The organism is Scytonema hofmannii PCC 7110, assembly GCF_000346485.2.
Classification (GTDB): domain Bacteria; phylum Cyanobacteriota; class Cyanobacteriia; order Cyanobacteriales; family Nostocaceae; genus Scytonema; species Scytonema hofmannii.
Genome location: NZ_KQ976354.1, coordinates 3,035,699 through 3,057,750 on the forward strand (window position 1 = coordinate 3,035,699; position 22,052 = coordinate 3,057,750).

22 protein-coding genes are annotated in these 22,052 nt (G+C 41.2%); 10 read left to right on the forward strand and 12 right to left on the reverse strand.

Translation table 11 applies throughout. From position 1 onward, the window contains the following. The first annotated feature begins 120 nt into the window (after positions 1-120). The 3 genes from WA1_RS12995 to WA1_RS13005 all read left to right on the forward strand — a co-directional run bounded on the left by WA1_RS12995 (position 121) and on the right by WA1_RS13005 (position 2,782). Entirely contained in the window at positions 121-603 is a 483-nt protein-coding gene (locus WA1_RS12995; RefSeq protein ID WP_017745177.1) for a molybdenum cofactor biosynthesis protein MoaE, read from the forward strand. 931 nt (positions 604-1,534) lie between these two features. Then, positions 1,535-1,750 carry a ribbon-helix-helix domain-containing protein gene (locus WA1_RS13000; RefSeq protein WP_017745178.1) on the forward strand — a complete coding sequence of 72 codons (216 nt, stop codon included), beginning with the start codon at positions 1,535-1,537 and terminating at the stop codon, positions 1,748-1,750. Between the two features lie 45 nt (positions 1,751-1,795). After that, complete coding sequence (locus WA1_RS13005; RefSeq protein ID WP_017745179.1) at positions 1,796-2,782, forward strand: TPR end-of-group domain-containing protein; 987 nt, start codon at positions 1,796-1,798, stop codon at positions 2,780-2,782. A gap of 5 nt (positions 2,783-2,787) precedes the next feature. Here the strand turns inward: WA1_RS13005 and WA1_RS13010 are convergent, their stop codons facing one another. Both WA1_RS13010 and WA1_RS13015 read right to left on the reverse strand, forming a co-directional pair. Beyond that, positions 2,788-4,758, reverse strand: a complete 1,971-nt coding sequence (locus WA1_RS13010; protein ID WP_017745180.1) for a DICT sensory domain-containing protein — start codon at positions 4,756-4,758, stop codon at positions 2,788-2,790. Between the two features lie 177 nt (positions 4,759-4,935). After that, complete coding sequence (locus tag WA1_RS13015; protein WP_017745181.1) at positions 4,936-5,502, reverse strand: pentapeptide repeat-containing protein; 567 nt, start codon at positions 5,500-5,502, stop codon at positions 4,936-4,938. Positions 5,503-6,041: 539 nt separating this feature from the next. On the opposite strand from WA1_RS13015, the gene WA1_RS13020 reads away from it, so the two are divergent. From WA1_RS13020 to WA1_RS13045, 6 genes are all read left to right on the forward strand, one after another. Continuing rightward, a complete protein-coding gene (locus tag WA1_RS13020) occupies positions 6,042-6,296 on the forward strand; it encodes a DUF4212 domain-containing protein (RefSeq protein WP_017745182.1) in 255 nt (84 codons plus the stop codon). Positions 6,297-6,305: 9 nt separating this feature from the next. Continuing rightward, positions 6,306-7,985 (forward strand): sodium:solute symporter family protein, encoded by a 1,680-nt coding sequence (locus tag WA1_RS13025; protein ID WP_017745183.1) that lies wholly within the window; start codon positions 6,306-6,308, stop codon positions 7,983-7,985. Positions 7,986-8,235: 250 nt separating this feature from the next. After that, complete coding sequence (locus WA1_RS13030) at positions 8,236-9,438, forward strand: argininosuccinate synthase (protein ID WP_017745184.1); 1,203 nt, start codon at positions 8,236-8,238, stop codon at positions 9,436-9,438. Between the two features lie 435 nt (positions 9,439-9,873). Further along, positions 9,874-10,236, forward strand: coding sequence for a hypothetical protein (locus WA1_RS61330; protein WP_336389802.1), 363 nt, complete (start codon positions 9,874-9,876; stop codon positions 10,234-10,236). Continuing rightward, a complete protein-coding gene (locus WA1_RS61335; RefSeq protein WP_017745186.1) occupies positions 10,208-10,780 on the forward strand; it encodes a hypothetical protein in 573 nt (190 codons plus the stop codon). The genes WA1_RS61330 and WA1_RS61335 overlap by 29 nt, the downstream gene beginning before the upstream one ends. A 46-nt stretch (positions 10,781-10,826) precedes the next feature. Further along, positions 10,827-11,270, forward strand: coding sequence for a DUF29 domain-containing protein (locus WA1_RS13045; protein WP_017745187.1), 444 nt, complete (start codon positions 10,827-10,829; stop codon positions 11,268-11,270). A 196-nt stretch (positions 11,271-11,466) separates the two neighbouring features. Here the strand turns inward: WA1_RS13045 and codA are convergent, their stop codons facing one another. The 7 genes from codA to thrS all read right to left on the reverse strand — a co-directional run bounded on the left by codA (position 11,467) and on the right by thrS (position 18,848). Further along, positions 11,467-12,801, reverse strand: coding sequence for a cytosine deaminase (gene codA / locus WA1_RS13050; RefSeq protein ID WP_017745188.1), 1,335 nt, complete (start codon positions 12,799-12,801; stop codon positions 11,467-11,469). A 54-nt stretch (positions 12,802-12,855) separates the two neighbouring features. Beyond that, positions 12,856-13,605: a metallo-dependent phosphatase gene (locus WA1_RS13055; protein ID WP_017745189.1), complete on the reverse strand. Its 750-nt coding sequence runs from the start codon at positions 13,603-13,605 to the stop codon at positions 12,856-12,858. 35 nt (positions 13,606-13,640) lie between these two features. Continuing rightward, positions 13,641-14,453 (reverse strand): metallophosphoesterase family protein, encoded by an 813-nt coding sequence (locus tag WA1_RS13060; protein ID WP_026134855.1) that lies wholly within the window; start codon positions 14,451-14,453, stop codon positions 13,641-13,643. Beyond that, positions 14,450-15,247, reverse strand: coding sequence for a CobW C-terminal domain-containing protein (locus tag WA1_RS13065; protein WP_017745191.1), 798 nt, complete (start codon positions 15,245-15,247; stop codon positions 14,450-14,452). The genes WA1_RS13060 and WA1_RS13065 overlap by 4 nt, the downstream gene beginning before the upstream one ends. Positions 15,248-15,407: 160 nt before the next feature. After that, positions 15,408-16,454: a CobW family GTP-binding protein gene (locus WA1_RS13070; RefSeq protein ID WP_017745192.1), complete on the reverse strand. Its 1,047-nt coding sequence runs from the start codon at positions 16,452-16,454 to the stop codon at positions 15,408-15,410. Between the two features lie 81 nt (positions 16,455-16,535). Beyond that, on the reverse strand, positions 16,536-16,937 hold the full coding sequence (locus WA1_RS13075) for a DUF1636 family protein (protein ID WP_026134856.1): 402 nt from the start codon (positions 16,935-16,937) through the stop codon (positions 16,536-16,538). A gap of 66 nt (positions 16,938-17,003) precedes the next feature. Further along, on the reverse strand, positions 17,004-18,848 hold the full coding sequence (thrS, locus tag WA1_RS13080) for a threonine--tRNA ligase (protein ID WP_026134857.1): 1,845 nt from the start codon (positions 18,846-18,848) through the stop codon (positions 17,004-17,006). Between the two features lie 193 nt (positions 18,849-19,041). On the opposite strand from thrS, the gene hemB reads away from it, so the two are divergent. Then, positions 19,042-20,067, forward strand: coding sequence for a porphobilinogen synthase (gene hemB / locus WA1_RS13085; RefSeq protein WP_017745195.1), 1,026 nt, complete (start codon positions 19,042-19,044; stop codon positions 20,065-20,067). Between the two features lie 112 nt (positions 20,068-20,179). Here hemB and WA1_RS13090 read toward each other — a convergent pair whose 3' ends face one another. The 3 genes from WA1_RS13090 to WA1_RS13100 all read right to left on the reverse strand — a co-directional run bounded on the left by WA1_RS13090 (position 20,180) and on the right by WA1_RS13100 (position 22,024). Further along, complete coding sequence (locus WA1_RS13090) at positions 20,180-20,419, reverse strand: hypothetical protein (protein ID WP_017745196.1); 240 nt, start codon at positions 20,417-20,419, stop codon at positions 20,180-20,182. A gap of 67 nt (positions 20,420-20,486) precedes the next feature. Beyond that, entirely contained in the window at positions 20,487-20,699 is a 213-nt protein-coding gene (locus WA1_RS13095; protein ID WP_017745197.1) for a chlorophyll a/b-binding protein, read from the reverse strand. Between the two features lie 299 nt (positions 20,700-20,998). Beyond that, positions 20,999-22,024, reverse strand: a complete 1,026-nt coding sequence (locus WA1_RS13100; protein ID WP_017745198.1) for a metal ABC transporter solute-binding protein, Zn/Mn family — start codon at positions 22,022-22,024, stop codon at positions 20,999-21,001. Between the last annotated feature and the right edge of the window lie 28 nt (positions 22,025-22,052).

Sequence of the window (22,052 nt, forward strand, 5' to 3'; positions counted from 1 at the left end):
AACAAAATTTGACTCATGGGATGCGTGGATTTTGGATTGAGAGAATACTGTAGCTGACGGTATTACGCGATCGGCGCTCCATGTAACATAAGTAGGGTAGGTAATCCTAATGTGACTTACATGAATTTAGTTGTAACAGATCGATTTGCGACTCCTATAAAACCAAACGCCAAAGACAGCTTTGCTATTAACTTTGCGCCATTGTCTCTGGAAGAAGTCTATGCTAAAGCAGACGATCCAGCCAATGGTGCAGTAGTAGTTATGAGCGGCATGGTTCGCAATCAAACCGATGGTAAACCCGTAGTCGCCCTAGAGTATCAAGCTTATGAACCTATGGCATTGCGCGTATTTTACCAAATTGCTGCTGATATTCGACAGCAATGGTCTGATGTTAATCGTGTTGTCATTCATCATCGCGTTGGTCGTTTACACATTGGTGAAATTAGCGTTCTAGTTGCGGTAGGTTGTCCCCATCGTTCCGAAGCATTTGAAGCCTGTCGTTACGCAATTGATACTCTCAAACATAATGCTCCTATTTGGAAGAAGGAACACTGGGAAGATGGTTCGAGTAGTTGGGTCAGTATTGGCGCGTGCGAACATTAACAGTGACCAGTGACCAGTGACCAGTAACCAGTGACCAATGACAAATGACCAATGACTAATGACTAATGCCCAATACCCTAAAAAAACCCCCTTTCTTGTGAAAAGGGGGATAAAGTCACGGTGTTGTAGTTGTTGTCCTTACGGTTATCTATATATAGGTGACAGTAAAATTAGGTTATGCACAACTTAACTGACCAACGAAAACAATAGGTAGCGTACACTGGCTCAGGACTTACGCAGAAATTGCTAGAAACCCTGATTTATTGAACCGCCAAGACGCCAAGAGCGCCAAGAATTCGTAAAGCGTGCATAACCCGCATTTCTCACAAGTTAAGCGATACGGCTTCAACCGTTAAGCCTCTGGCTTATCGCATTCACCACAATCTTTACCCAGACTGTCTTTCGGGTATTTTTAGTGGGCAAGAATTTGGAGACAGTGTGAAATGCATAAATCTAGGTTTTATAAGGCTTTGAGAAACATGGTGAGAAATCCGGGATAAGTCCTATGGCTGTCTCTGACCTAAAGGTTTGGAGATTCGTTAAGAGAGTCTGTCGCAATACTACTCGGAGAAGACGAATTTGCCCTACAAACATTGAAAATTTTGCTAACAAACTTTAACCCCGCAGTATTGAGGTTCGTCATATCTCTCAAATATCTGATTGTCGAGCAACAAGTTGCTCCTTATACGTGGTTTCTGGGTTCAACCCAATTGAGATTGGTATCTTCTGAGGTATGGCTTTTCCTCTGCCCGCAGGTAAGGTCTTGTAACTTGTTTGTCTTTGTTTTATGGAAAATAAATATACAGTAATTAAAATTGCCCTTCAATTAAGTTGACCTTGCATCAATTATGCCACTTACCCAAAAAATTGTTCTCAGCGTCTTTACTGTGGATATGGCTAAAATAATGGAGACACATCTACGTATCGGCAGATGAAGAAGATCGAGCAAGCTGTAGGACACAATAAGTCTCAACGGATTATTCACCTTCCTCCTAACCGCCAAGGAGAACAAGCATTGAATGCATTCGTCAACCTGAAGGCATCAAAGCAATTAAAACAGTTAGCATTAAACCTGGATAGCGCTGTCCAAAAACTGGTCTTTGAAGCGCTGAATGACTTGTTTATTAAGTGTTTAAACAACCAATAGCTTGATGTTGATGAATACAGGTATTTAATTCAGGTGTAAGAGACTATGCTATCCGATGAGCAACGGCGTCTGTTAAGGAGACTCAAAGATGCTTTAATTGAGGCTTTTCCTAATAAACACGCACTAGAGGAAATGTTATTTTTTGAGATGGGGAAGAGCTTGGATACAATCGCAGGAGGTAATAATTTAAGTGAAATTACATTCAGTTTAATAAAAGCTGCACAAGCTCAGGGATGGCTTAGTGACTTGGTTCATGCTGCACTCGCATCCAACTCCGGAAATCGAAACTTGCAGACTGTTGCTATGGATTTTTTTGCATCAGAAGTAATTCCAGATAATCAAAATAATTTAGATAATATAAAGGTTATTCAACTTATTCAACAATTTATTAAAATCATAAATTACTTGACTCCCTCATTAGAAGAGTCTATTACATTTGAAAAACAACACACTACTCCTGAACTCCAGCAAAAACTTCAAGAATATACAAGAAGAATTGAGTTATTAAAGTCTTTAGATTTTCAACTTTTTTTTACAGCCGATGATTACATTAAACTTGGACAGGCTTTTCACTTTGAGTATCGCTATGAGGATGCACTAGCTTCATATGATAAAGCTATTACAATTCAGCCAGATGCCTATGTTGCTTGGTTTGGTAGAGGTAAGGCTTTGAAAGAGTTACAACGTAACGAGGAAGCAATTTTTTCGTATGACAAGGCTATTGAAATAAAGGTAGACTACTATGTAGCTTGGGTAAATAAAGGTGGTTCACTTAAGAGATTACAACGTTACGAGGAAGCAATTTTTTGTTGTGACAAAGCCATTAAGATCAAACCGGACTACTCTAGGGCTTGGTACAATAGAGCATGTTACTATGCATTGCAAGGCAAAGGCAATATTGATTTGGCTAATAAAAATTTAAAACAGGCAATTAAGCTCAGTTCAGGAACATATAGAGAAAGGGCAAAAATTGACCCAGACTTTGATGCAATTCGAGAAAACGAGCATTTTAAGAAAATGATTAATGAATAGCGCTGTTAAACACCTTCTGCTACAGGTAATGTAAAGTGAAATTCTGCACCTTGTTCTTTTCCTGGAGAAACTGCCCAAATTTTGCCGCCTAATTGTTCAACGATTTGGCGGCAAATTGCCAAACCCAATCCGGTTCCACCGATGGAACGTTGCATAAACCCTTCTTCTTGATAAAAACGCGCAAAAATGGCTTCTAATTGATTTGGCTCTATGCCGCGTCCCGTGTCTACAATAATAACTTCTAACATCTGAGATTTTTTTTCCTTGCCTTGAGTCCCACTCTCTTCTACATCGAGAACTTGAGCGCAAATTGTTACTTTTCCTTCAGAATCGGTAAATTTACAAGCATTGTCTAAAAGTTTATTCAAAACTTCCGTTAACCCATCGCCATCAGCAAGCACTAGGGGTAAATCAGAAGGCAATTCTAGAAAAATAGATGGTAAAGTTTTATCTGCTTGGGTTCTTCTCAAGCTGCTAATCACTAAGTCCAAACAGGTTTGGATGGAAACTGGTTCGATATGCCAGTTAAGCCAACCCCCTTCTAAACGAGAAAGAGTAAGAAAATCTTGAATCAGCCGCCGCATCCGTTCTGAATCAGCAAGGGCGGTTTGCAACATGGTTTGTTGAAATTCGAGTGGCATATCTGGTTCGTTAGCTATACTGTCCAAGCACACTTGGATGGTTGATAGGGGAGTTCGCAATTCATGCCCGATGATCGCAATTAAGTTACTTTGAGTTCTTTCTAATGCCGCAAGTTGGTGATTCAACGTTTCTAAATTGCTGTATGCTTGAGCTTGTATGAGGCCAACTGCGACTTGAGTTGCGATCGCTTCTACCAATACCCGGTCAGAATCATTCCAAATCAGTGGTTCTAGACCGCAGTGGTGCAGCTCTAAAATTCCCAACCACTTTTGATGATAGCGAATGGACACAACAAGACACGACCTGATGCCAAAGGCTTGAAGTTGCTTGCTCAAATCCGGATATGTTTGAATGCCCAAATCTTGGGTTGTGTCAGCGATCGCAACTGCTTTATCTTGAGATAAAATCGGCTGAAACAGGGGATACTTTCCTAAAGACCAAATTTGTCCCTTTAATGAAGCTAACCCATCAGCTAATGCTTCATATTCAATTGGTGTCGGTTTTTCTGTGGGATGATAGGGGTAAAGCAGACAGCGACAGGGGCTGAAAACTTGACTGAGTTCCTTCACCGTCACTGCAAAAATCTCTTCTGGATTGAGCGATTGACGAATAGCAGTGCTAATTGTGTTAATGAGGCGTTCCTGACGTTCCTTCTTTGTAATAGTGCGGTAAGCTTTGAGTTGCTTGTATTGGCTGTTTTGTAAATAAGTCACCAATCGGTCTGTAAACAATCGTGCATCAATTTCCAGTACCCGATTTTCTGCGGTTCGCTCTGAGTTAACTTGAGTCAAACAGTAGCGTTGCCGTGCTACTTCAACTTTACCAGCCAAGTCTGGTCTGTAGTTCAAAATCCTTTCCATTAAGAGGTTAGCCGCAGAAACACTCACTTCACGGTCAAATGTCCAAACCCCTTTAAATTGTCTTGCTTGATCTAAGGATGAACCATCCACAGGGGAAGCGTATTCTTGACAAACGATGCAAGCGCTATATTTCTGTCCGATAATTACAAGATGCCATTCTTGTGACATCGCATCTTCAGGATGGAAGGGAATTGTCACCAATGGATCTGAAATCTCCCTAAAATTAGCTTCCGGTGCAGCGAGGACATAAACTTGGTCTGTACGCTGAGCAATTCGCTGGTAGCGGCGGGTTTCTTGAAGGTAATAACTCTCTTGCTGAAAATTAGCAATCACTAGAGGCTTATCAATTCCTACCAATACCAAGTCTTCCATTGCATGAGAAAGCGCGGTCAAGGAAGATTTGAAATAAACTTGACACCGTAAATTTGGTACAGCCTGGAGTAAATCGTGCAGTAAGGAATTTGAAGTCTTCATCACCGATAAGCTGTAGAGTATGCTCTCTCAGAAATTTCTAGCAAAAATACAAGAGCTACAACCTAAGCTTGCCCCCTAAAAATATGACTATTATTACCGAGTTTGTCAATACTAATTCTGGAATGAATCATACCATCTGGGAGTGCTATTCATCAGCCAATCGTTATCAGCGAGGGCTTATGAGTAACTGGTCAGTGCCACTGTCATCGAATTGAGGTCAGCATCACACAGATCAGTTCTTAACAATATGGCTTTTGTCAAGTTTACGTTATACAAGTCCGCCTGACTCAATTTTGCACCCGTTAGGTTTGCTTTACTGAGGTTGGCACCTGCCAGATTTGCACTGCTTAAGTTAGCATAGCGTAAATCTGCACCTTCTAAGTTGGTGTTACTGAGGTCAGCAAAACTTAAATCGGCTAACCGCAAATCTGCCCTAGTCAGCACAGCCTGATGTAAGTCCGCTTTACAAAAATTTGCACGAATTAAATTAGCTTTATGTAAATTCGCCCAAATCATCAAAGCTTCAGTTAAGTCTGCCCTCCACAAATTTGCTTCCGCTAGATTGGCTTCGCTCAAAATTGCTCCGCGTAGATTCGTTGCTGATAGCGTCGCGCCAGTGAGGTCTGACCGACTAAGATTAATTCCAGTCAGACAGAATTCGCTTAGGTGAGCTCGTTGCAAGGACACCTGTAAAAAATCTCTATTGCCTGCCTTGTAGTGTGTTATGAGTTCATTAGCATCCATGTTACAAATTGCGAATATTGAGAACTTCAGCGCCGAGATAGGTTGGAACTAGAGTATTCATCTGTCACCACTGTTCGCGATTCACTAGTGTACTGCATGAATATTTTTGTAAACCTATATTAATAAATGTAACAAATCATTGAATATATTCAAGTTCTTGTCATGCTATTTTAATATTATTTTTATAATTTATATATAAAACAAACTTATGCAACCCATGTCAGCACATAGCGAGTGCTAAAAATTTGTATAAAAAAATACATTAAAGCCCATAGAAATGAGTTGCTACAAGAGTTTGGTCTTAACAAGCGTGCCATTCGGAAGCAAACCCATTTTTTGTTGTCTTTAATAAAGAGAAATCAGGAAATTAAAATTCAGTAAATTCCCCATTTTATCCATTATTAAGATTACTATCTACAGAAAACCGTTAAATTTTAATAACAAAAATTATATGTTGAAAATTAATAAATATCTTACGTTTTTAAAGAATAAATCTGAATTGACCTGATATATTTTTGATTACATTAATAGTCAAAAAAATGGATAAAGAAAAGAGTCGCGCATACTGGCGTGCCAATACTGCTTTAATCCGCAATCTTTTAATAGTGTGGGCGTCGGTATCCCTTGGTTTTAGTATCTTGCTGGTACAACCATTGAATACAATACGTTTCTTTGGTGTACCTTTCGGCTTTTGGATGGCACAGCAAGGTTCAATCCTGATTTTTGTGCTGTTGATTTTCATTTATGCTTTTCAAATGGATAAGCTCGATCGCAAATACAACATCAAAAGGTGAGGAAAAGCTGTGTCAGTTGAAGTTTGGACGATTATAATAGTCGGGCTTTCGTTCCTGCTCTATCTTTACATTGGATGGCAATCACGAGTTACGGATAGTAAAGGCTTTTTTGTCGCAGATCAAGGAGTTCCTTCAATCGCTAATGGTGCGGCGACAGCGGCTGACTGGATGTCCGCAGCTTCGTTTATTTCAATGGCGGGTCTTATTAGTTTTCTGGGCTATGACGGCTCTATTTATCTCATGGGTTGGACAGGAGGTTATGTGCTGCTGGCATTGCTGTTAGCACCATATCTTCGGAAGTTTGGTAAGTATACAGTACCTGATTTTGTGGGCGATCGCTACTACTCCAATATGGCTCGTTTGGTAGCAGTTGTCGCAGCCATATTTGTCTCCTTCACTTATGTAGCCGGACAAATGCGAGGAGTGGGCATTGTATTTAGCCGCTTTCTGCAGGTAGATATCAATACAGGTGTCATCATTGGTATGGTGATTGTGGGATTTTTCTCCGTGTTGGGTGGTATGAAAGGCATCACCTGGACGCAGGTCGCACAGTACGGCATCTTGATTGTTGCTTACTTGATTCCAGCGATCGCAATTGCTATGTTACTGACAGGTAATCCAATTCCCCAGTTTGCGTTTACCTTCAGTGATATTGCCAGTAAACTCAATCAACTCCAGGTTGAACTTGGGTTTAAGGAGTATACCCAGGCATTTGTGAACAAGTCCGCGATCGACGTACTATTCATTACCATCGCACTGATGGTAGGAACTGCTGGTTTACCCCATGTGATAGTCCGTTTTTATACAGTTCCTGATGTGCGAGCGGCTAGATTTTCCGCAGGTTGGGCGCTGTTGTTCATTGCTATTCTTTATACCACTGCGCCCGCCCTCTCCATGTTTGCCCGTTACAATCTCATCAATACCCTGCACAATAATACAATTGAGCAAGTGCGGCAGTTAGACTGGGTAAACAAATGGGAAAAGACAAAACTCCTGTCTTTTGAGGATAAAAACGGTGATGGGCGTCTTCAGTTAACTCCACAAAAAGACAAAACCGAAATTACAATTGACCCAGACATTATTGTGCTATCCACCCCAGAAGTTGCGAAACTTGCGCCTTGGGTGATTGCTCTTGTAGCCGCAGGTGGGTTAGCAGCTGCGTTATCCACAGCATCAGGGTTGTTGCTGGTTATTTCCAGTTCAATTGCTCACGATGTCTACTATCGTATAGTCGATCCGCAAGCCTCAGAACAGAAACGATTATTTGTTGGACGCATAATGGTAGGATTGTCCCTCGTCCTTGCTGGGTATTTTGGGGTAAATCCGCCAGGATTTGTAGGTCAAGTCGTAGCTTTCGCTTTTGGCTTAGCCGCCTCTAGCTTTTTCCCGGTCATTATCCTGGGCATTTTCGACAAGCGAACTAACAAAGAAGGCGCAATTGCAGGTATGCTAACGGGTTTAATTTTCACCATAGTATACATTGTAGGCGTTAAGTTTGTCGGTATGCCAGCTTGGTTCTTTGGAGTTTCTGCTGAAGGAATTGGCACTCTAGGTATGATTATCAACTTGATTGTCACTCTTGTGGTATCTCGCTTGACTCCTCCACCACCTATGGAAATTCAAGAACTGGTAGAAGATTTACGTCGTCCGGATATTGGTGAGGAACAAGGAGTTAGGACTGTGCATTAATACTTTTTTCTCTGCGCTCTCTGTTCCTCTGCGGTTTAAAAATAATTTATTGAACCGCAGAGGCGCAGAGTACACAGAGGGAAGAGGAGAGCCAGTGCATCAGTTCCATCAGTGTGGAAATACTTATAGGGGCAATTTTGTATATTATATTACATATACTTAAAAAATTTAAATTTGTAGAAAAGCAAAATTTATTCCGTAAAATAATGACTCATTGCTTTGATGATTGATTTGCTAAGTGGAGAAATAAATGGGGCGCGCAAAAAAGGTTGTTTTGGCATATTCTGGTGGAGTTGATACTTCCGTATGCATTCCCTACCTAAAGCATGAGTGGGGAGTGGAAGAGGTGATTGCTTTAGCCGCAGATCTAGGACAGGGTGATGAATTAGATCCGGTAAGAGAAAAAGCGCTGAAATCGGGTGCAAGTGAGTCTTTGGTGGCAGATGTTAAAGAGAGTTTTGTCAAAGATTACGCTTTTCCAGCCATTCAAGCGAATGCAATCTATGAAAATCGCTATCCCCTGGCAACTGCCCTCGCCCGTCCGTTGATTGTTAAGGTTTTAATAGAGACTGCAGTAAAATACGGAGCTGATGCGATCGCACACGGTTGCACGGGTAAAGGTAACGACCAGGTGCGCTTTGATGTTTCTAGCGCTGCTCTTAACCCCAATCTTAAGATACTGGCACCAGCAAGAGAATGGGGAATGAGCCGTGAGGAAACTATTGCTTATGGAGAAAGATATGGTATTCCCGCACCAGTGAAAAAATCTTCACCCTACAGCATAGACCGTAACTTGCTGGGAAGAAGTATAGAAGCAGGTGTTTTGGAAGATCCTAATGTGGAACCACTAGAAGAAATTTACGCGATGACTAAGGCAATAGCCGATACTCCTAACGAGCCAGAGTATGTTGAAATAGGTTTTACTAGGGGTATACCTACCGCAATCAATGGTGAACCTAAAAACCCAGTTGAGCTGATCGAACAACTTAACCAGATAGTGGGAAATCACGGTGTTGGACGCATTGACATGATAGAAAATCGCTTGGTAGGTATCAAATCGCGAGAAATATACGAAGCTCCTGCTATGACCGTGTTAATTCAAGCACATAGGGATTTAGAGAGCTTAACTTTAACTGCAGATGTGACTCACTACAAGCGTGGTATTGAAGACACATACAGCCAATTGGTTTACAACGGACTGTGGTACAGCCCACTCAAAACTGCCTTAGATGCCTTCATTCAAAAGACACAAGAGCGAGTTTCTGGAACTGTACGGGTAAAACTTTTTAAAGGCAATGCCACCATTGTTGGGCGGAATTCTAAGAATACCCTTTATACTCCCGATTTGGCAACCTATGGTGCTGACGATAAATTTGACCACAAGGCAGCTGAAGGCTTCGTTTACGTTTGGGGGCTTCCAACACGTATTTGGGCGCAGGGCAGTAAGGAGTAGGGATAGGGAGTAGGGAGTAGGGAGTAGGGAGTAGGGAAATCCTTGTCAAGATGGCTCATAAAATTTGGGTTCAGGCAGAAATTCCTCATCTTCTCTCTCTGTGCTCTCAGCGCCAGGGCGGTTTAAAAGTAATTTTTTAAACCGCCGAGACGCAGAGTACGCAGAGGTAAGAGGTGAGAGAACTATTGATTTCCTGAAGTTTTTACCCACCTTAGACAGGGCTAGCAATGCCCTACCTACTTTACCTTTTTCATGACTGGTCATGAAATTTTTTCATCGCGACTGCCTCGTGTTAGCTATGCAAAGCCAAAGATTAAAGAACTGTAAACTTAAGTATATACACGCAGACAAAGGGGTAATAAAATCGGAGGGAACCTGCTACAATTTATCGATGTCCTCAATAAAGTTTCATCGCCATTTTCCGCCGACAAAAAAATGACAAGATTTCCTTACGACCAATTTACCAAAAATTATCTCAAAGAATTGCTATCAACATCAGGTAATGTAGAAACAAGCCGGAAAGTAGCGGCAGAAATCAAGGAAATAGACGTTTATTTTGCTCCATCACCTCAAGAAAGCCTGGAGCGAGAAAAGTTGGGGTTGTTAGGTAAATTTGCTGCTACATCAGCAATATTTGAACCATTTAGAAATGCCGTCAAACGGGGAGAAGTCCGGAGTTGTCTCAATAAGTTATTTGACATCTTTGCGGAATTGGAACCAGAGGCGAACCGGAACAAAACGGAAATTGTGGAAGAGGAATTACCTTTGCATGTGGATTCTGTCACCGACAGCGTCTGAAGCCCAGTTAGAGGGATTTAGAGTTATATTAGATGAAGAAAACTGGTTACCTGGAGTTTATTTGTTTGGCGAGTGGTATCGAGCCGCAATTGTCGCAATTCATCAGTTACCACCTACAGAAGAAACACTATGGCTGAGGGTTTTGGGGAAGGGAAAAGTACAGCAACAAGCTATCCAAGAACTGCAAGCGTTATCTGAAGATCATCCCTGGCGGGAAGTAGCAATTGATTTATTGAGTAATCTCAAAACCATTTTAGAACTGAAACAAGATTTAGACCAAGAGGAGAGGGATTTAATTATGCAGTTATCACCTGTTTACGAACAACGACTTGCTGAAGCCAGAGAACAAGGAGTTCAAGCAGAACGGCGCAGTACGATAGATACTTTATTGAGAGTGCGGTTTGAAACTGTGGATGAGGAACTAGCAGCAGTGATTCAGCCAATCGTTGATTTACCTTCACAAGAGTATGCAGGATTGTTATTACAATTGCCTAATGTATCTCGTGAAGAGTTGTTAGCGAGATTCTTCAATAGTGACCAGTAACTAGTGGTCTTTTAAAATTGTGTACCTTTTGTCAATACCTCTAAAGATGTATACCCCTGACCTCTATCAAATAGATTTCTATGCCTGGACTCAAGAACAAATCAGCTTGCTCAAAGCTCAGCGATGGGAGCAATTAGATACGATAAACTTGGTAGAGGAAATTGAGACTTTGGGTAGGAAAGAGCGGCAAGAGTTAAGAAATCGACTGGGAATTTTGCTAGGGCATCTATTAAAGTGGCAATTCCAATCGGAAAAACGTAGTAATAGTTGGTTGGGCACAATCAGAGAGCAGCGTGTTCAAATCAAACTGCTTTTGGAAGATAGCCCCAGTTTGAAACCTTATTTAGAAGAGGTCTTCCTTGTTGCTTATGAACTGGGTCTAGCTTTAGCAATTCGAGAAACGCAATTGGGTGAACAGGTTTTTCCAGAAGTGTGTCCCTACACTCCAGAACAAGTTATAAATCCTAAATTCTTACCAGAGGCAAATTAGGTTTAAGGAGTGCGAAAGGCGATCGCGAAGCGCAAGCTGAAAGAGCGCTTATCGCCCGCTCGTTGGAGCAAAACCTTTGTGAGATTGGCATATAGGGGCGTAAGACCGCCGCGCCCCTACAGTAGCTAATGTTGGTTCTCATTCGTTAAAAAATCAAACGTTGAGGCGCTAAAAATGCTTACGCCATATGTAAGTCCTAATTTTTACCAATCCACTCCGTTACTGTAGGTGTTGTACGAGTTAATAATTTTCCTTTAGAAATGACATAGCTCGGAAAAGTGCGACGGCGAATAGCATCATAACGATCGCCTGCATCTAAAACTATCAGCGAAGCTTTTTTGCCAACTTCTACCCCATACTCACTTTCTATATACAGTGTTTTTGCTCCATTTATGGTGACCATGTCGTAACACGCATTAATTTCAGGCACTCCTGTCATTTGACAAACATGCACTCCCATGTGAGCTACATCTAACATACTACCCGTACCCAAGCTGTACCAAGGGTCTTGAACGCAATCATGACCAAAACTTACGTTGAGCTTTTGTTGCCAAAGTTCTTTCACTCTGGTGACACCTCTCCGTTTTGGATAAGTATCAGTTCGACCTTGGAGTGTAATATTAATGAGAGGATTGGCAATAAAGTTAATTTGAGCTTGTTGCAGAAAACCCATTAACTTGAAAGCATAGGCATTATTGTAAGAACCAAATGCTGTTGTATGGCTGGCGGTGACTCGCGCACCTACGCCACTGCGAATAGCGCAAGCAGCAACGACTTCTAGAAATCTCGATTGGTCGTCATCAATTTCGTCACAGTGAATGTCAATTAAGCGATCGTATTGCTGCGCTAACTCAAATATACGATGTACCGATCGCACTCCATCTTCGCGGGTCAATTCATAGTGCGGTATTCCACCAACAGCATCAGCACCCATTTTTAAAGCTTCTTCCAAAAGGGCTTCGTTTTCTGGTTTAGAATAAATACCATCTTGGGGAAATGCCACTACCTGCAAAGTCATCCAGTCTTTGACTTCCTCTCTGACTTCTAAAAGCGCTTGTAGGGCAATGAGTTGTGGTTCGCTGACATCAGCATGAGTACGGACATATAAAATTCCCCGTGCTGCTTGTTGTTTGAGCATGGCAACTGCACGGGTTTTGACATCTTCTAATGAAAGATTTTGCTTGCGCTCTCCCCAAATTTGAATACCTTCAAATAAGGTACCGCTTTCATTCCAACGCGGTTCCCCCGCAGTCAGTACTGAGTCTAAATGAATGTGTGACTCTACAAATGGAGGCGATACTAATTGTCCTTGAGCATCAAGTTCTACTTCTGTCGAGCCGGTGAGATGAGATGCGATCGCACTAATGTGACCGTCTTTAATCCCAATATCGACCAGTTCTTCTGGTAATCCAACTAATTTACCGCTACGCACTAATAAATCGTATTCCCAGTCCGTTAGTCTATCTCCACTTTCTAAAGGTGGTATACGTTCTTTCTTGCTTAGGTCATGCTCCTCTAAAGCTGTCCTCATTAACTTAATGCCTGAGTTGAAAGATTTTTGCTAATTCTAGCAAAGACTTTGAACTTAATTTGAACTAGCTTTGATTTTGTTGATCCCAAACCCCTTACTTATTCCATAGCGAACGCTTTTGAATTCTACTTGGTTTGTACTAGGGTTATAGAGGGTATAAGTAGCTTCTCCAAAAGTGCGTCCCACATTCCCTACACCAATAACTTGACGTGAGTTGATATTGGTAGTTTGGGAAGATTGGCTTACGAGAGTCGTCACTTCTGTCGTAATAGAACCTGATTGTAATTGATACTCAAAAGCCAAACCAGAACGACCACAAAACAAGTTGTTAGCTTGCATCCGTAACAATCTATCTAGCATTTGAATGGGAGGAGTTTCCGGAGTTAGTTCCTCGTCAACAGAAACTGTTGTACCGTGAATTAACAAACAATCTAACTCAAAAAAACCAAAATCAAGCGTCCTTATCCATTGCACGGTTTGACGGGAGACACAATCCCACAGTAACTTAACCGTGTCCCCTCCATATTTCGCCATTAACTCAGTTGGTTCCCCTGTCCCACCAAGACCGTGCAAAATCAAACACTGTTCCTCCCACCATCCTTTACAAACCAAAGGTTCTAATTCTCCACTCCTCGGATGACGCACCCGTTCTACCAGTTGTTCGGAAACATTTGTGGGTCCTACCACATCACCGATAATATACAATGCCTCTATCCAACGACTTTGACGCTTAATATCTGCTATCACAGCCTCATAAGCCGCCAAATTTCCCTCAATTCCACTCAAAATCGCCCACTTACTCATCTAACCACCAACCACTAACTACTAACTACTAACCATTACTTTGTACAAACATGAGTTGGGTCATCCGCCCGTTCCGCAAACTCCAAAGAGTTCGCCAAACGCCAAGCAAAAATTGTCGGTAAACCCTTTTCAATAATTGCTGCACAAGTTTTCTGATAATCGTAAGAAACTTCCCGCAACATCACTTCTTCAGTATCCGTGTCATAAATAACATAAGTGGCATTTGGTCGCCCATGTCTGGGTTCTCCTACCGAACCAACATTGATAATTCGCTTCAAGGGTGCATGAAAACTCTGAACTTTTTCTTCCACACATTTACTTTTGAGGCATACTTGTAAACTCCCTGCATTTAAAGTACGGACATAAGGTATATGTGTATGTCCGCAAAACAGCACATCTGCTCCTGTAGAAAGGACTCTTTCTAGCGCCATGAAAGCGTCAAGTTCTGGTAATAAATATTCATGGTTGCTGTGTGGACTACCATGAACAAATGCGAGGTTCCCCTCACGCAAACTGTGAATCAGCTTTGCTAAGTATTCGCGATTTTCTGGATAAATTTCCTGATTCGTCCATTCATGAGCCAGTTTTCCACGTTTTTCAGCCAGCAAAGAAGGATAACTACAATCGCAAGCATTCAACCCCTCGACAATATCTTCATCCCAACAACCAGCACAAGTTGGAATATCTAAAGAGCGAATTTTTGCCACGACTGCATTCGGGTAGGGACCATATCCTACCAAATCACCAAGACAGTAAATTTTCTCAGCTTTCTGTTTGTCGATATCGAGTAAAACTGCATCTAAGGCTTCATAATTACCATGAATACATGACATAACCGCTATTTTCACGCTTGTATCTCCTCAACTAAAATTTGTTTGACTTGTTGTTGGTATTGCCGAATGGCAACTTCTGACAAACAACAATCTTCTAAAGTTTGATGCATTGCTGCTTCATCTAAGTTTTGCCCCAACACTTCTATCCCACTGAAACGCTTTGGTCTACCTTCTAAATAGCGCGGTAGGTTTAACTCTAGAAAATCGGTTGATGGTACACCTAAGACAAAATCAGCGTAAAGACTTCGTCCATCAGCCACTTCAAAAACTCCCTTCGCACGAGCAACTTTACCATAAGCGCCGTGAGTAATTTCATACCAAAACTCATGTAAACTGTCTTCGTCGATGACTTCACCAGTAGTTAATACACGCCATAGATGAGTAGTGTCCGTATTGGTGTCAATAGCAGCACCTGGTAAAATTGCTTCTGCCCAGGAATACCAATCAGAATATTTATCTGTTAATTGTGGTGGAAAGAGCGCAACTTTCCAATAAGGTAAATTATTTAAAACTTGAGCTACTACTCCTAATTGCAAATAAGACCCCAGTTCTATATAAACCGCATTTGCCTTGGGTAACTGGTTGAAAAAATCAACTTGTCGATCGTCCCCAAAGACTTTAACGTGAGGTAATTCTGCTTTTAGGCGAGTTTGGTCAATAAGAATATTTCCACTTCCAAGACTAAGATATAGTGGCTCTTCATCACTAACGTGGTAATTTCCATCTGGAGTAGCTATGTGTTGATAGATCCAAGTTGTTTTTCCGACACCTGGTGGACCTGCAACAACAGTGATTATAGGTGTAGACATATTCTTAAATTTTCAATCAGCTTTGAGACGGAGACGGAATTCGTGCCAAAATTCCTCTTTGTAAAACTTCGGTCGCTCTTGTCGTGGGATAATACCATTATTATCAAAGAAAGGCAGAGGGCAGAAGGCATAAGGAAAGATTGTATACTTTTATACTTAATCATACCAAATATTTGTAAAGCGGCAAGTGAATTTGACTGATATCTAACTTTCGTCCAATAAAAACCACTTGATTTTTAGGTGGAGTAAGCCATCCATCAGCGTGTAAGTTGTAACGAAGACCGCTCATTTGAAAGATATGACGTAATTCACTATCACTAAACCACAAAATCCCCTTAGCTCGAAAGACCTCTTGTGGCAATTCTTCGGTGAGAAAGCTTTCAAATTTATGGACATCAAATGGTCTATCAGCTTGGAAAGATATTGAAACAAATCCATCATTTTCTAAATGATGGGAGTGATGTTCGTGATGCTCATGTTCGTGATGATGCTCGTGGTCATGGTCATGATGGTGTTCGTGCTCGTGAGTATCTTCAGCAACATTGGCAGTATACTCATCTGTTGGAGTTAACCCTACACCTAGAATTAATGGTAATGCCACCTCCCCATATTTAGTGTGCAGAATTTTCGCACCAAATTTTACATCATTGATAAAATTTTCTACTTCTTTTAGTTTTTCTGGAGTCACGAGGTCTGTTTTATTTAAAAGAATAATATCTCCATAGGTAATCTGTTTTAAAGCAGCTTCACTATCGAAATGGTTCGAGTCAAATCCCTCAGCGTCTACCACTGTGATAATGGAGTCGAGGTTTGTTAAATCTCTTAGTTCTGTGCCAAGAAAGGTTAAGATAATCGGTAGGGGATCGGCAACACCAGTCGTTTCAATTACCAGATAATCAATGCGGTCTTCTCGTTCTAAAACCCGATAAACTGCATCAACTAGACTATCATTTATTGTGCAGCATATACAGCCATTGCTTAGTTCTACCATATCTTGCTCTAGAGAAACTAACAATTGGCTATCGATATTAATATCACCAAACTCATTCACAAGTACGGCGACTTTTAAATCTTGTTTAGTGTTGAGAATTTGATTGAGCAGTGTAGTTTTCCCACTTCCTAAAAATCCAGTGATAATGGTAACAGGCATTCCTTGTTTGGGAATATCAAGACTTGAGTTTGAAGTTGGTGCTGTTAGTTGAGTCATAATCAATTCACACTTCTAGAAATTTCAAAATTGTTAGTGGTTAGTGGTTGGTTGTTAGTGGTTAGTAGTTGTTTTTAGCCACTAACCACTTTTTATCTCCCCATCTCCATCGGGTGGGGGTGGAATCCTCGCCAGAATCCCTTTTTGTAAAACTTCTGGTCGTTCCTGTCGTGCCACAATGCCATTATGGCTGGCATAATATTGTTCAGCAAGTTGCAGTATGGCATTAGCACTTTCTAATGGTGGTAAATCACCAAACATCAAGCTAGTTTTATTGAGTGCAGTAAAAGCTATAGCACAAGGTCTTTTACAAGCACTCAAACAGTCTACGGATTGAATCACAAACTCAGATTGCAAAGACCATTTTTCAGACAAACTTAACAATTGCTTGAACAAATGCCAGCCGCCTCGTTTACCCATGTAGTCGCGTTGAGTGAGAGAAAAGTAACAGGATTTGCAAACGAATAAAGCGTGTTTAGCCATAAGGAACGTATCTATTATGCCGAACTAGACGTGGTAAGAAATTTTGGCTTTTGTCTGTGCTTGTTTTTAAATTCCTGTTTTGGAGTCTATAGCTGCTTGTAACTGATGCAGAAGTTCATCCAGATTTAGTACACCCAAATCTCCGGATTTTCTAGTTCTTACACTCAAATTGTGATTCTCCACCTCTTTTTTACCCACGACAGCAACAACTGGAATTTTTTCTAACTCGGCTGTGCGAATTTGCTTGCCTAAACGCTCTCCGCTACTATCTACTTCTACCCTAATACCAGCTTTTTTTAAAGAAATTGCCACTGATTCTGCATACTCCCGAAAGTCATCGCTTACAGGTAACAGACGCAGTTGCACTGGTGCTAACCATAGGGGAAAATTACCAGCATAATTCTCAATCAAAATCCCAAAAAAGCGTTCCAAAGAGCCAAAAATAGCTCGATGAATCATAATTGGTCGCTGGCGACTCCCATCAGGGGCAATATATTCCATATCAAAACGTTCTGGTAAATTAAAATCTACCTGAATAGTGGAACATTGCCAGAGACGACCAATGGCATCTTGAATTTTGATATCAATTTTGGGACCATAGAAAGCACCACCACCTTCATCGACACTATAATTCCAACCTTTTGCATTCAAAGCTTGACTTAATGCTGAAGTTGCTAACTCCCATACTTCATCAGTCCCTACTGATTTACCAGGACGGGTAGAAAGATTCACTTCATAATTTTTAAAGCCAAAATCTGACAAAATCTCCTCTGTGAGATTTAAAACTCCTAAGATTTCATCGGCAATTTGGTTAGGCAAACAGAAGATATGAGCATCATCTTGGGTAAATCCTCTGACTCTCATCAAACCATGTAGCGCCCCAGAACGTTCATAACGATAAACTGTTCCTAATTCTGCCCATCTCAGGGGTAATTCTCGATAGGAATGTAGTTGATGCTTGTATGTTAATACATGAAATGGACAATTCATCGGCTTGATTTGATAAGCCTGATTTTCCACATCCATCGAGTCGAACATATTTTCTTGATAAAAGTCAAAATGACCCGATGTTTTCCATAAATCGAGGTTTGCTATATGCGGCGTGTAGAGTAATTGATAACCAGATTCTAGATGGGCTTTTCGCCAATAATCTTCAATAATGTAGCGAATGCTTGCTCCTTTCGGATGCCAAAATACTAACCCACCACCAGCATCTTCTTGAATGCTGAACAAGTTAAGTTCTTGACCTAGCTTTCTGTGGTCGCGACGTAAGGCTTCTTCTCTTTGTTTCAGGTAAGCAAGTAGTTCTTCTTTTGTTTCCCATGCTGTACCATAAATGCGTTGCAGTTGGGGTTTGGTTTCATCTCCTTGCCAATAAGCACCAGCAACATTCAATAATTTAAAGGCATCAGGTTTGATTTCACCAGTAAAGTTAATGTGTGGTCCTGCACACAAGTCCCACCAATAATTACCTGCTGGTTGAATATCTGTGACTAACAATGAAGATTGTGGTTTACCAGTATCGGGACTACCAATAAAATAGCGGGTAATTGTCTCTCCTGCGGGGATACGGTCTAATATTTCTAATTTTAATGGTTCGTTCAACTCAGCAATTTCAGTACGAATTTCCTCTCGTTGTACCTCCTCGCGGATGATGGGCAAGTTCGCTTTAATTATCCGCCGCATCTGGTTTTCGATTTTGCCCAAGTCATCGGTTGTGATGCTGACTGGACAATCGAAGTCGTAGTAAAATCCGTTTTCTGTGACTGGACCAGTTGCTAGTTTAGTCCCTGGAAATAGCTTTTGCACTGCCATTGCCATTGTATGGGCGCACGTGTGACGAATCCGCACGAGTTTTTCGCTGTCGTGCTGGCTTAAGTTGTCCTGGGACTGGGTTAAGGAACTGACCATATCTACGATATAATGACAATCGTTATTATGATAGCGCAAAATTTGTTGCTATTGGGGGACTAGATCGCGTATCGCGTATTGCTTGCAAGACCTGTCGCAAACATTTTTTGAATCGGTATAAGTTTAAAAAAAAACTTTTCTTGAAAACAGTTATCATTGTACGATTAAATACGAAATTAGTTATCATTACCTTATGACTTCCGAAACATCCACTTCAACTAACACAGCACCTGATGCAAGCAAGTTAACTTATCGTCCTCGTCGTCTGCGCCGTACTGAAGCTCTGCGTCGCATGGTAAGAGAAACCAACTTGACTGTAGACGATCTCATCTATCCCATGTTTGTGATGGAAGGTGAAGACCAAAAATTTGAAATCACCTCTATGCCGGGATGCTATCGATACACTTTAGATCTATTGCTTAGAGAAATAGCAGAAATTTATCAACTGGGCATCGGTGCTGTTGCACTTTTTCCAGTGATACCAGAAGTCAAGAAAGATGATACAGGTAGTGAAAGCTATAATCCAGAGGGATTGGTACAGCAAACTGTCAAGGCAATTAAACAAGCTGTGCCAAAAATATTAGTGATTACTGATGTTGCTCTCGACCCTTTCACGACTCACGGTCATGACGGCATTGTTGATGAAAACGGTATGATTCTCAACGATCCGACTGTAGAAATCTTGGTCAAAATGGCACTTTCTCAAGCCGAGGCTGGGTCAGATATGGTTGCACCCTCCGATATGATGGACGGTAGAGTGGGTGCAATCCGTAAAGCATTAGATGCAGAAGGATACATTGACGTAAGGATCTTAGCATACTCTGCAAAATACGCTTCGGCATACTACGGTCCTTTTCGAGATGCTTTGGATTCTGCACCCAAGTTTGGAGACAAGAAGACATATCAGATGGACGCAGCAAATGCCAGAGAGGCTATCAAGGAAGTAGAACTGGATATAGCAGAAGGGGCAGATATCGTGATGGTAAAACCCGCTTTAGCATACTTGGATATTATCCGTCAAGTACGAAACTTCACTCAACTCCCTGTAGCAGCTTACAACGTTAGCGGTGAATATGCAATGATTAAAGCAGCTGCTCAAAACGGTTGGATTGATGAGAAAAAAGTAATTTTAGAAACTTTGACCAGCATAAAACGGGCTGGTGCCGATTTGATTTTGACTTACTTTGCTAAGGAAGTTGCGTTAATGTTGCACAGGTGAATTGTGCTGGCATTCATTTGTGACGTGTAGTTCGCTCACGGCTAGACTAAGGATTCAGTTTAGCCGTGAAAGCGAATAGCGTACACAAGGTCATCATACTAGATAAAGCCGATTATACAAGGTTAGTGAAAATACTAGCCCCGATAGATCCGGCTACTCCTAACGCAATCAACAGGTAAGTGAAAAACTTACCAAATTCTGCCTTTTGTCCCAGTGCTTTATCTTCCTGACCTGCAGTGAAAAATAATGACCAGGTTTGGTTCACACCAATTTGCTGAAAATTGTTAAACTCCGGTCGAAATACAACTGGTCCAACCAAGTCCTTTTTGGGAAAATCAAAGTCAGTTATCATCGTAATTGCTCCAAATTTTATTTATACAGTTGGCTGTTATCACTTCAATTGTTTGCTGTCGATTGCTTTACAATCTGGTAAGCCATCCAATCAAACCGTGTCCGGTAAAAACTTCTAGCAGGATGAGGGAGACAAAACCAATCATCGCCAAACGCCCGTTGAGCATCTCTGCATACTCGGTGAAGCCGAAGCCTTGGCTTTGCTCTACATACATCTTGGGTTCAATGGCGTAGTTGTTGAGTCGGTTGCCTTCTTCTATTATGTAAGTGCGTGATGTCATGGTTTTTTTCCTTGTTTTGTTTTTATGTTAAGAATATTAACTTAATGTAACGAAATATTGCAACACTTCAACAATAAAAAAATTTGTGTCAAAACCGTATCTGTTAAATTCGGAAGACAAGACTTGACTTTAAGGAATATGTATTGTGCGTGTCAAATAAAAATGCTGTGCTTCTATCGTTACACCAGTTTGAAGAATGCGACAGATAATTGGCCCAAATCAAGTCTAGACATGACTTTCTCAATCCAAAATCTAAAATCTAAAATCCAAAATGGTATTACAGATGAAGCACAAAGCATTTACCGATCGCGGTTAAAGGAAGTGCATTGTCCTCCTAACCCGTTCGCGATCGCACAAGTATTTCGTTCCATCATTCCAATATATGTACCTTGCGGTGTACCTTTTTTACCTAACCCATCAGCCAACAATTCTTCTTCAGAAATTTTAACTTTTGCCTCATTAGCAACTGTTTTCAACACTTTATCGTTAGCAGTGACTTCAGCAAATACAACAGGAACGTCTTGCTTTTTAATACTTTCAGTTAAAGACTTGATTTTGCTAGCTGTTGGTTCTTCTTCTGTGGAGACTCCTAAGAGTGTATCGGTAACAGTTAAGCCATAGGCATTAGCATAATAACCCAAAGCATCGTGAGTTGTTACCAGGCGGCGCTGTGACTGAGGAATAGTAGCAATTTGTTTGGGAATCCAAGCATCAAGTGCTTTGAGTCGAGCTTCATAAGTATCAGCATTTTTGCTGTACTCTGCGGCATTTCCAGGATCGATTTTCGCCAAATTTGTTTCAATGAGTTGTACCATACCGATAGTATTCTTCACATCATGCCAAACATGGGGATCGGTCTCCGTTTTGCCGTCTTCAACAAGCGTAAGTTTCTTGGACGTGGCTTGGTCGTGAAGTGCAATTTTAGGAACGGATGTCTTTGTAGCCTCTACCATGCTTGCGATCGCAGGATCGAAGTTTAGACCAGCATAGAATACCAAATCCGCCTGTTCAATTGCTTGTCTATCTGACGGTTTGCCTTCATAGGTGTGGGGATCTTGGTCTGGATCGATCAAACAAGTCAAATTCACTTTGTCTTTGGCAACTGCCTCCACTAAGTTACACAATACACTGTGGGACGCAACAACTTTTGGTTTTGTATTTGTGACTGCGGTTGCTGGAGACGCTGTTGTCGTGGTAGATAATTCATTGGTGTTTTCACCAGTTTGAGTTTGGGACTTTGACTCGCATCCAGTGATTCCAACAATCATCGCTAGCAATAATCCTCCCCAGAAGAAATGCACCTTATTTTGCAGGATTACCAACATCAGTATTTTCTGCCTCAGACTAAAGGGT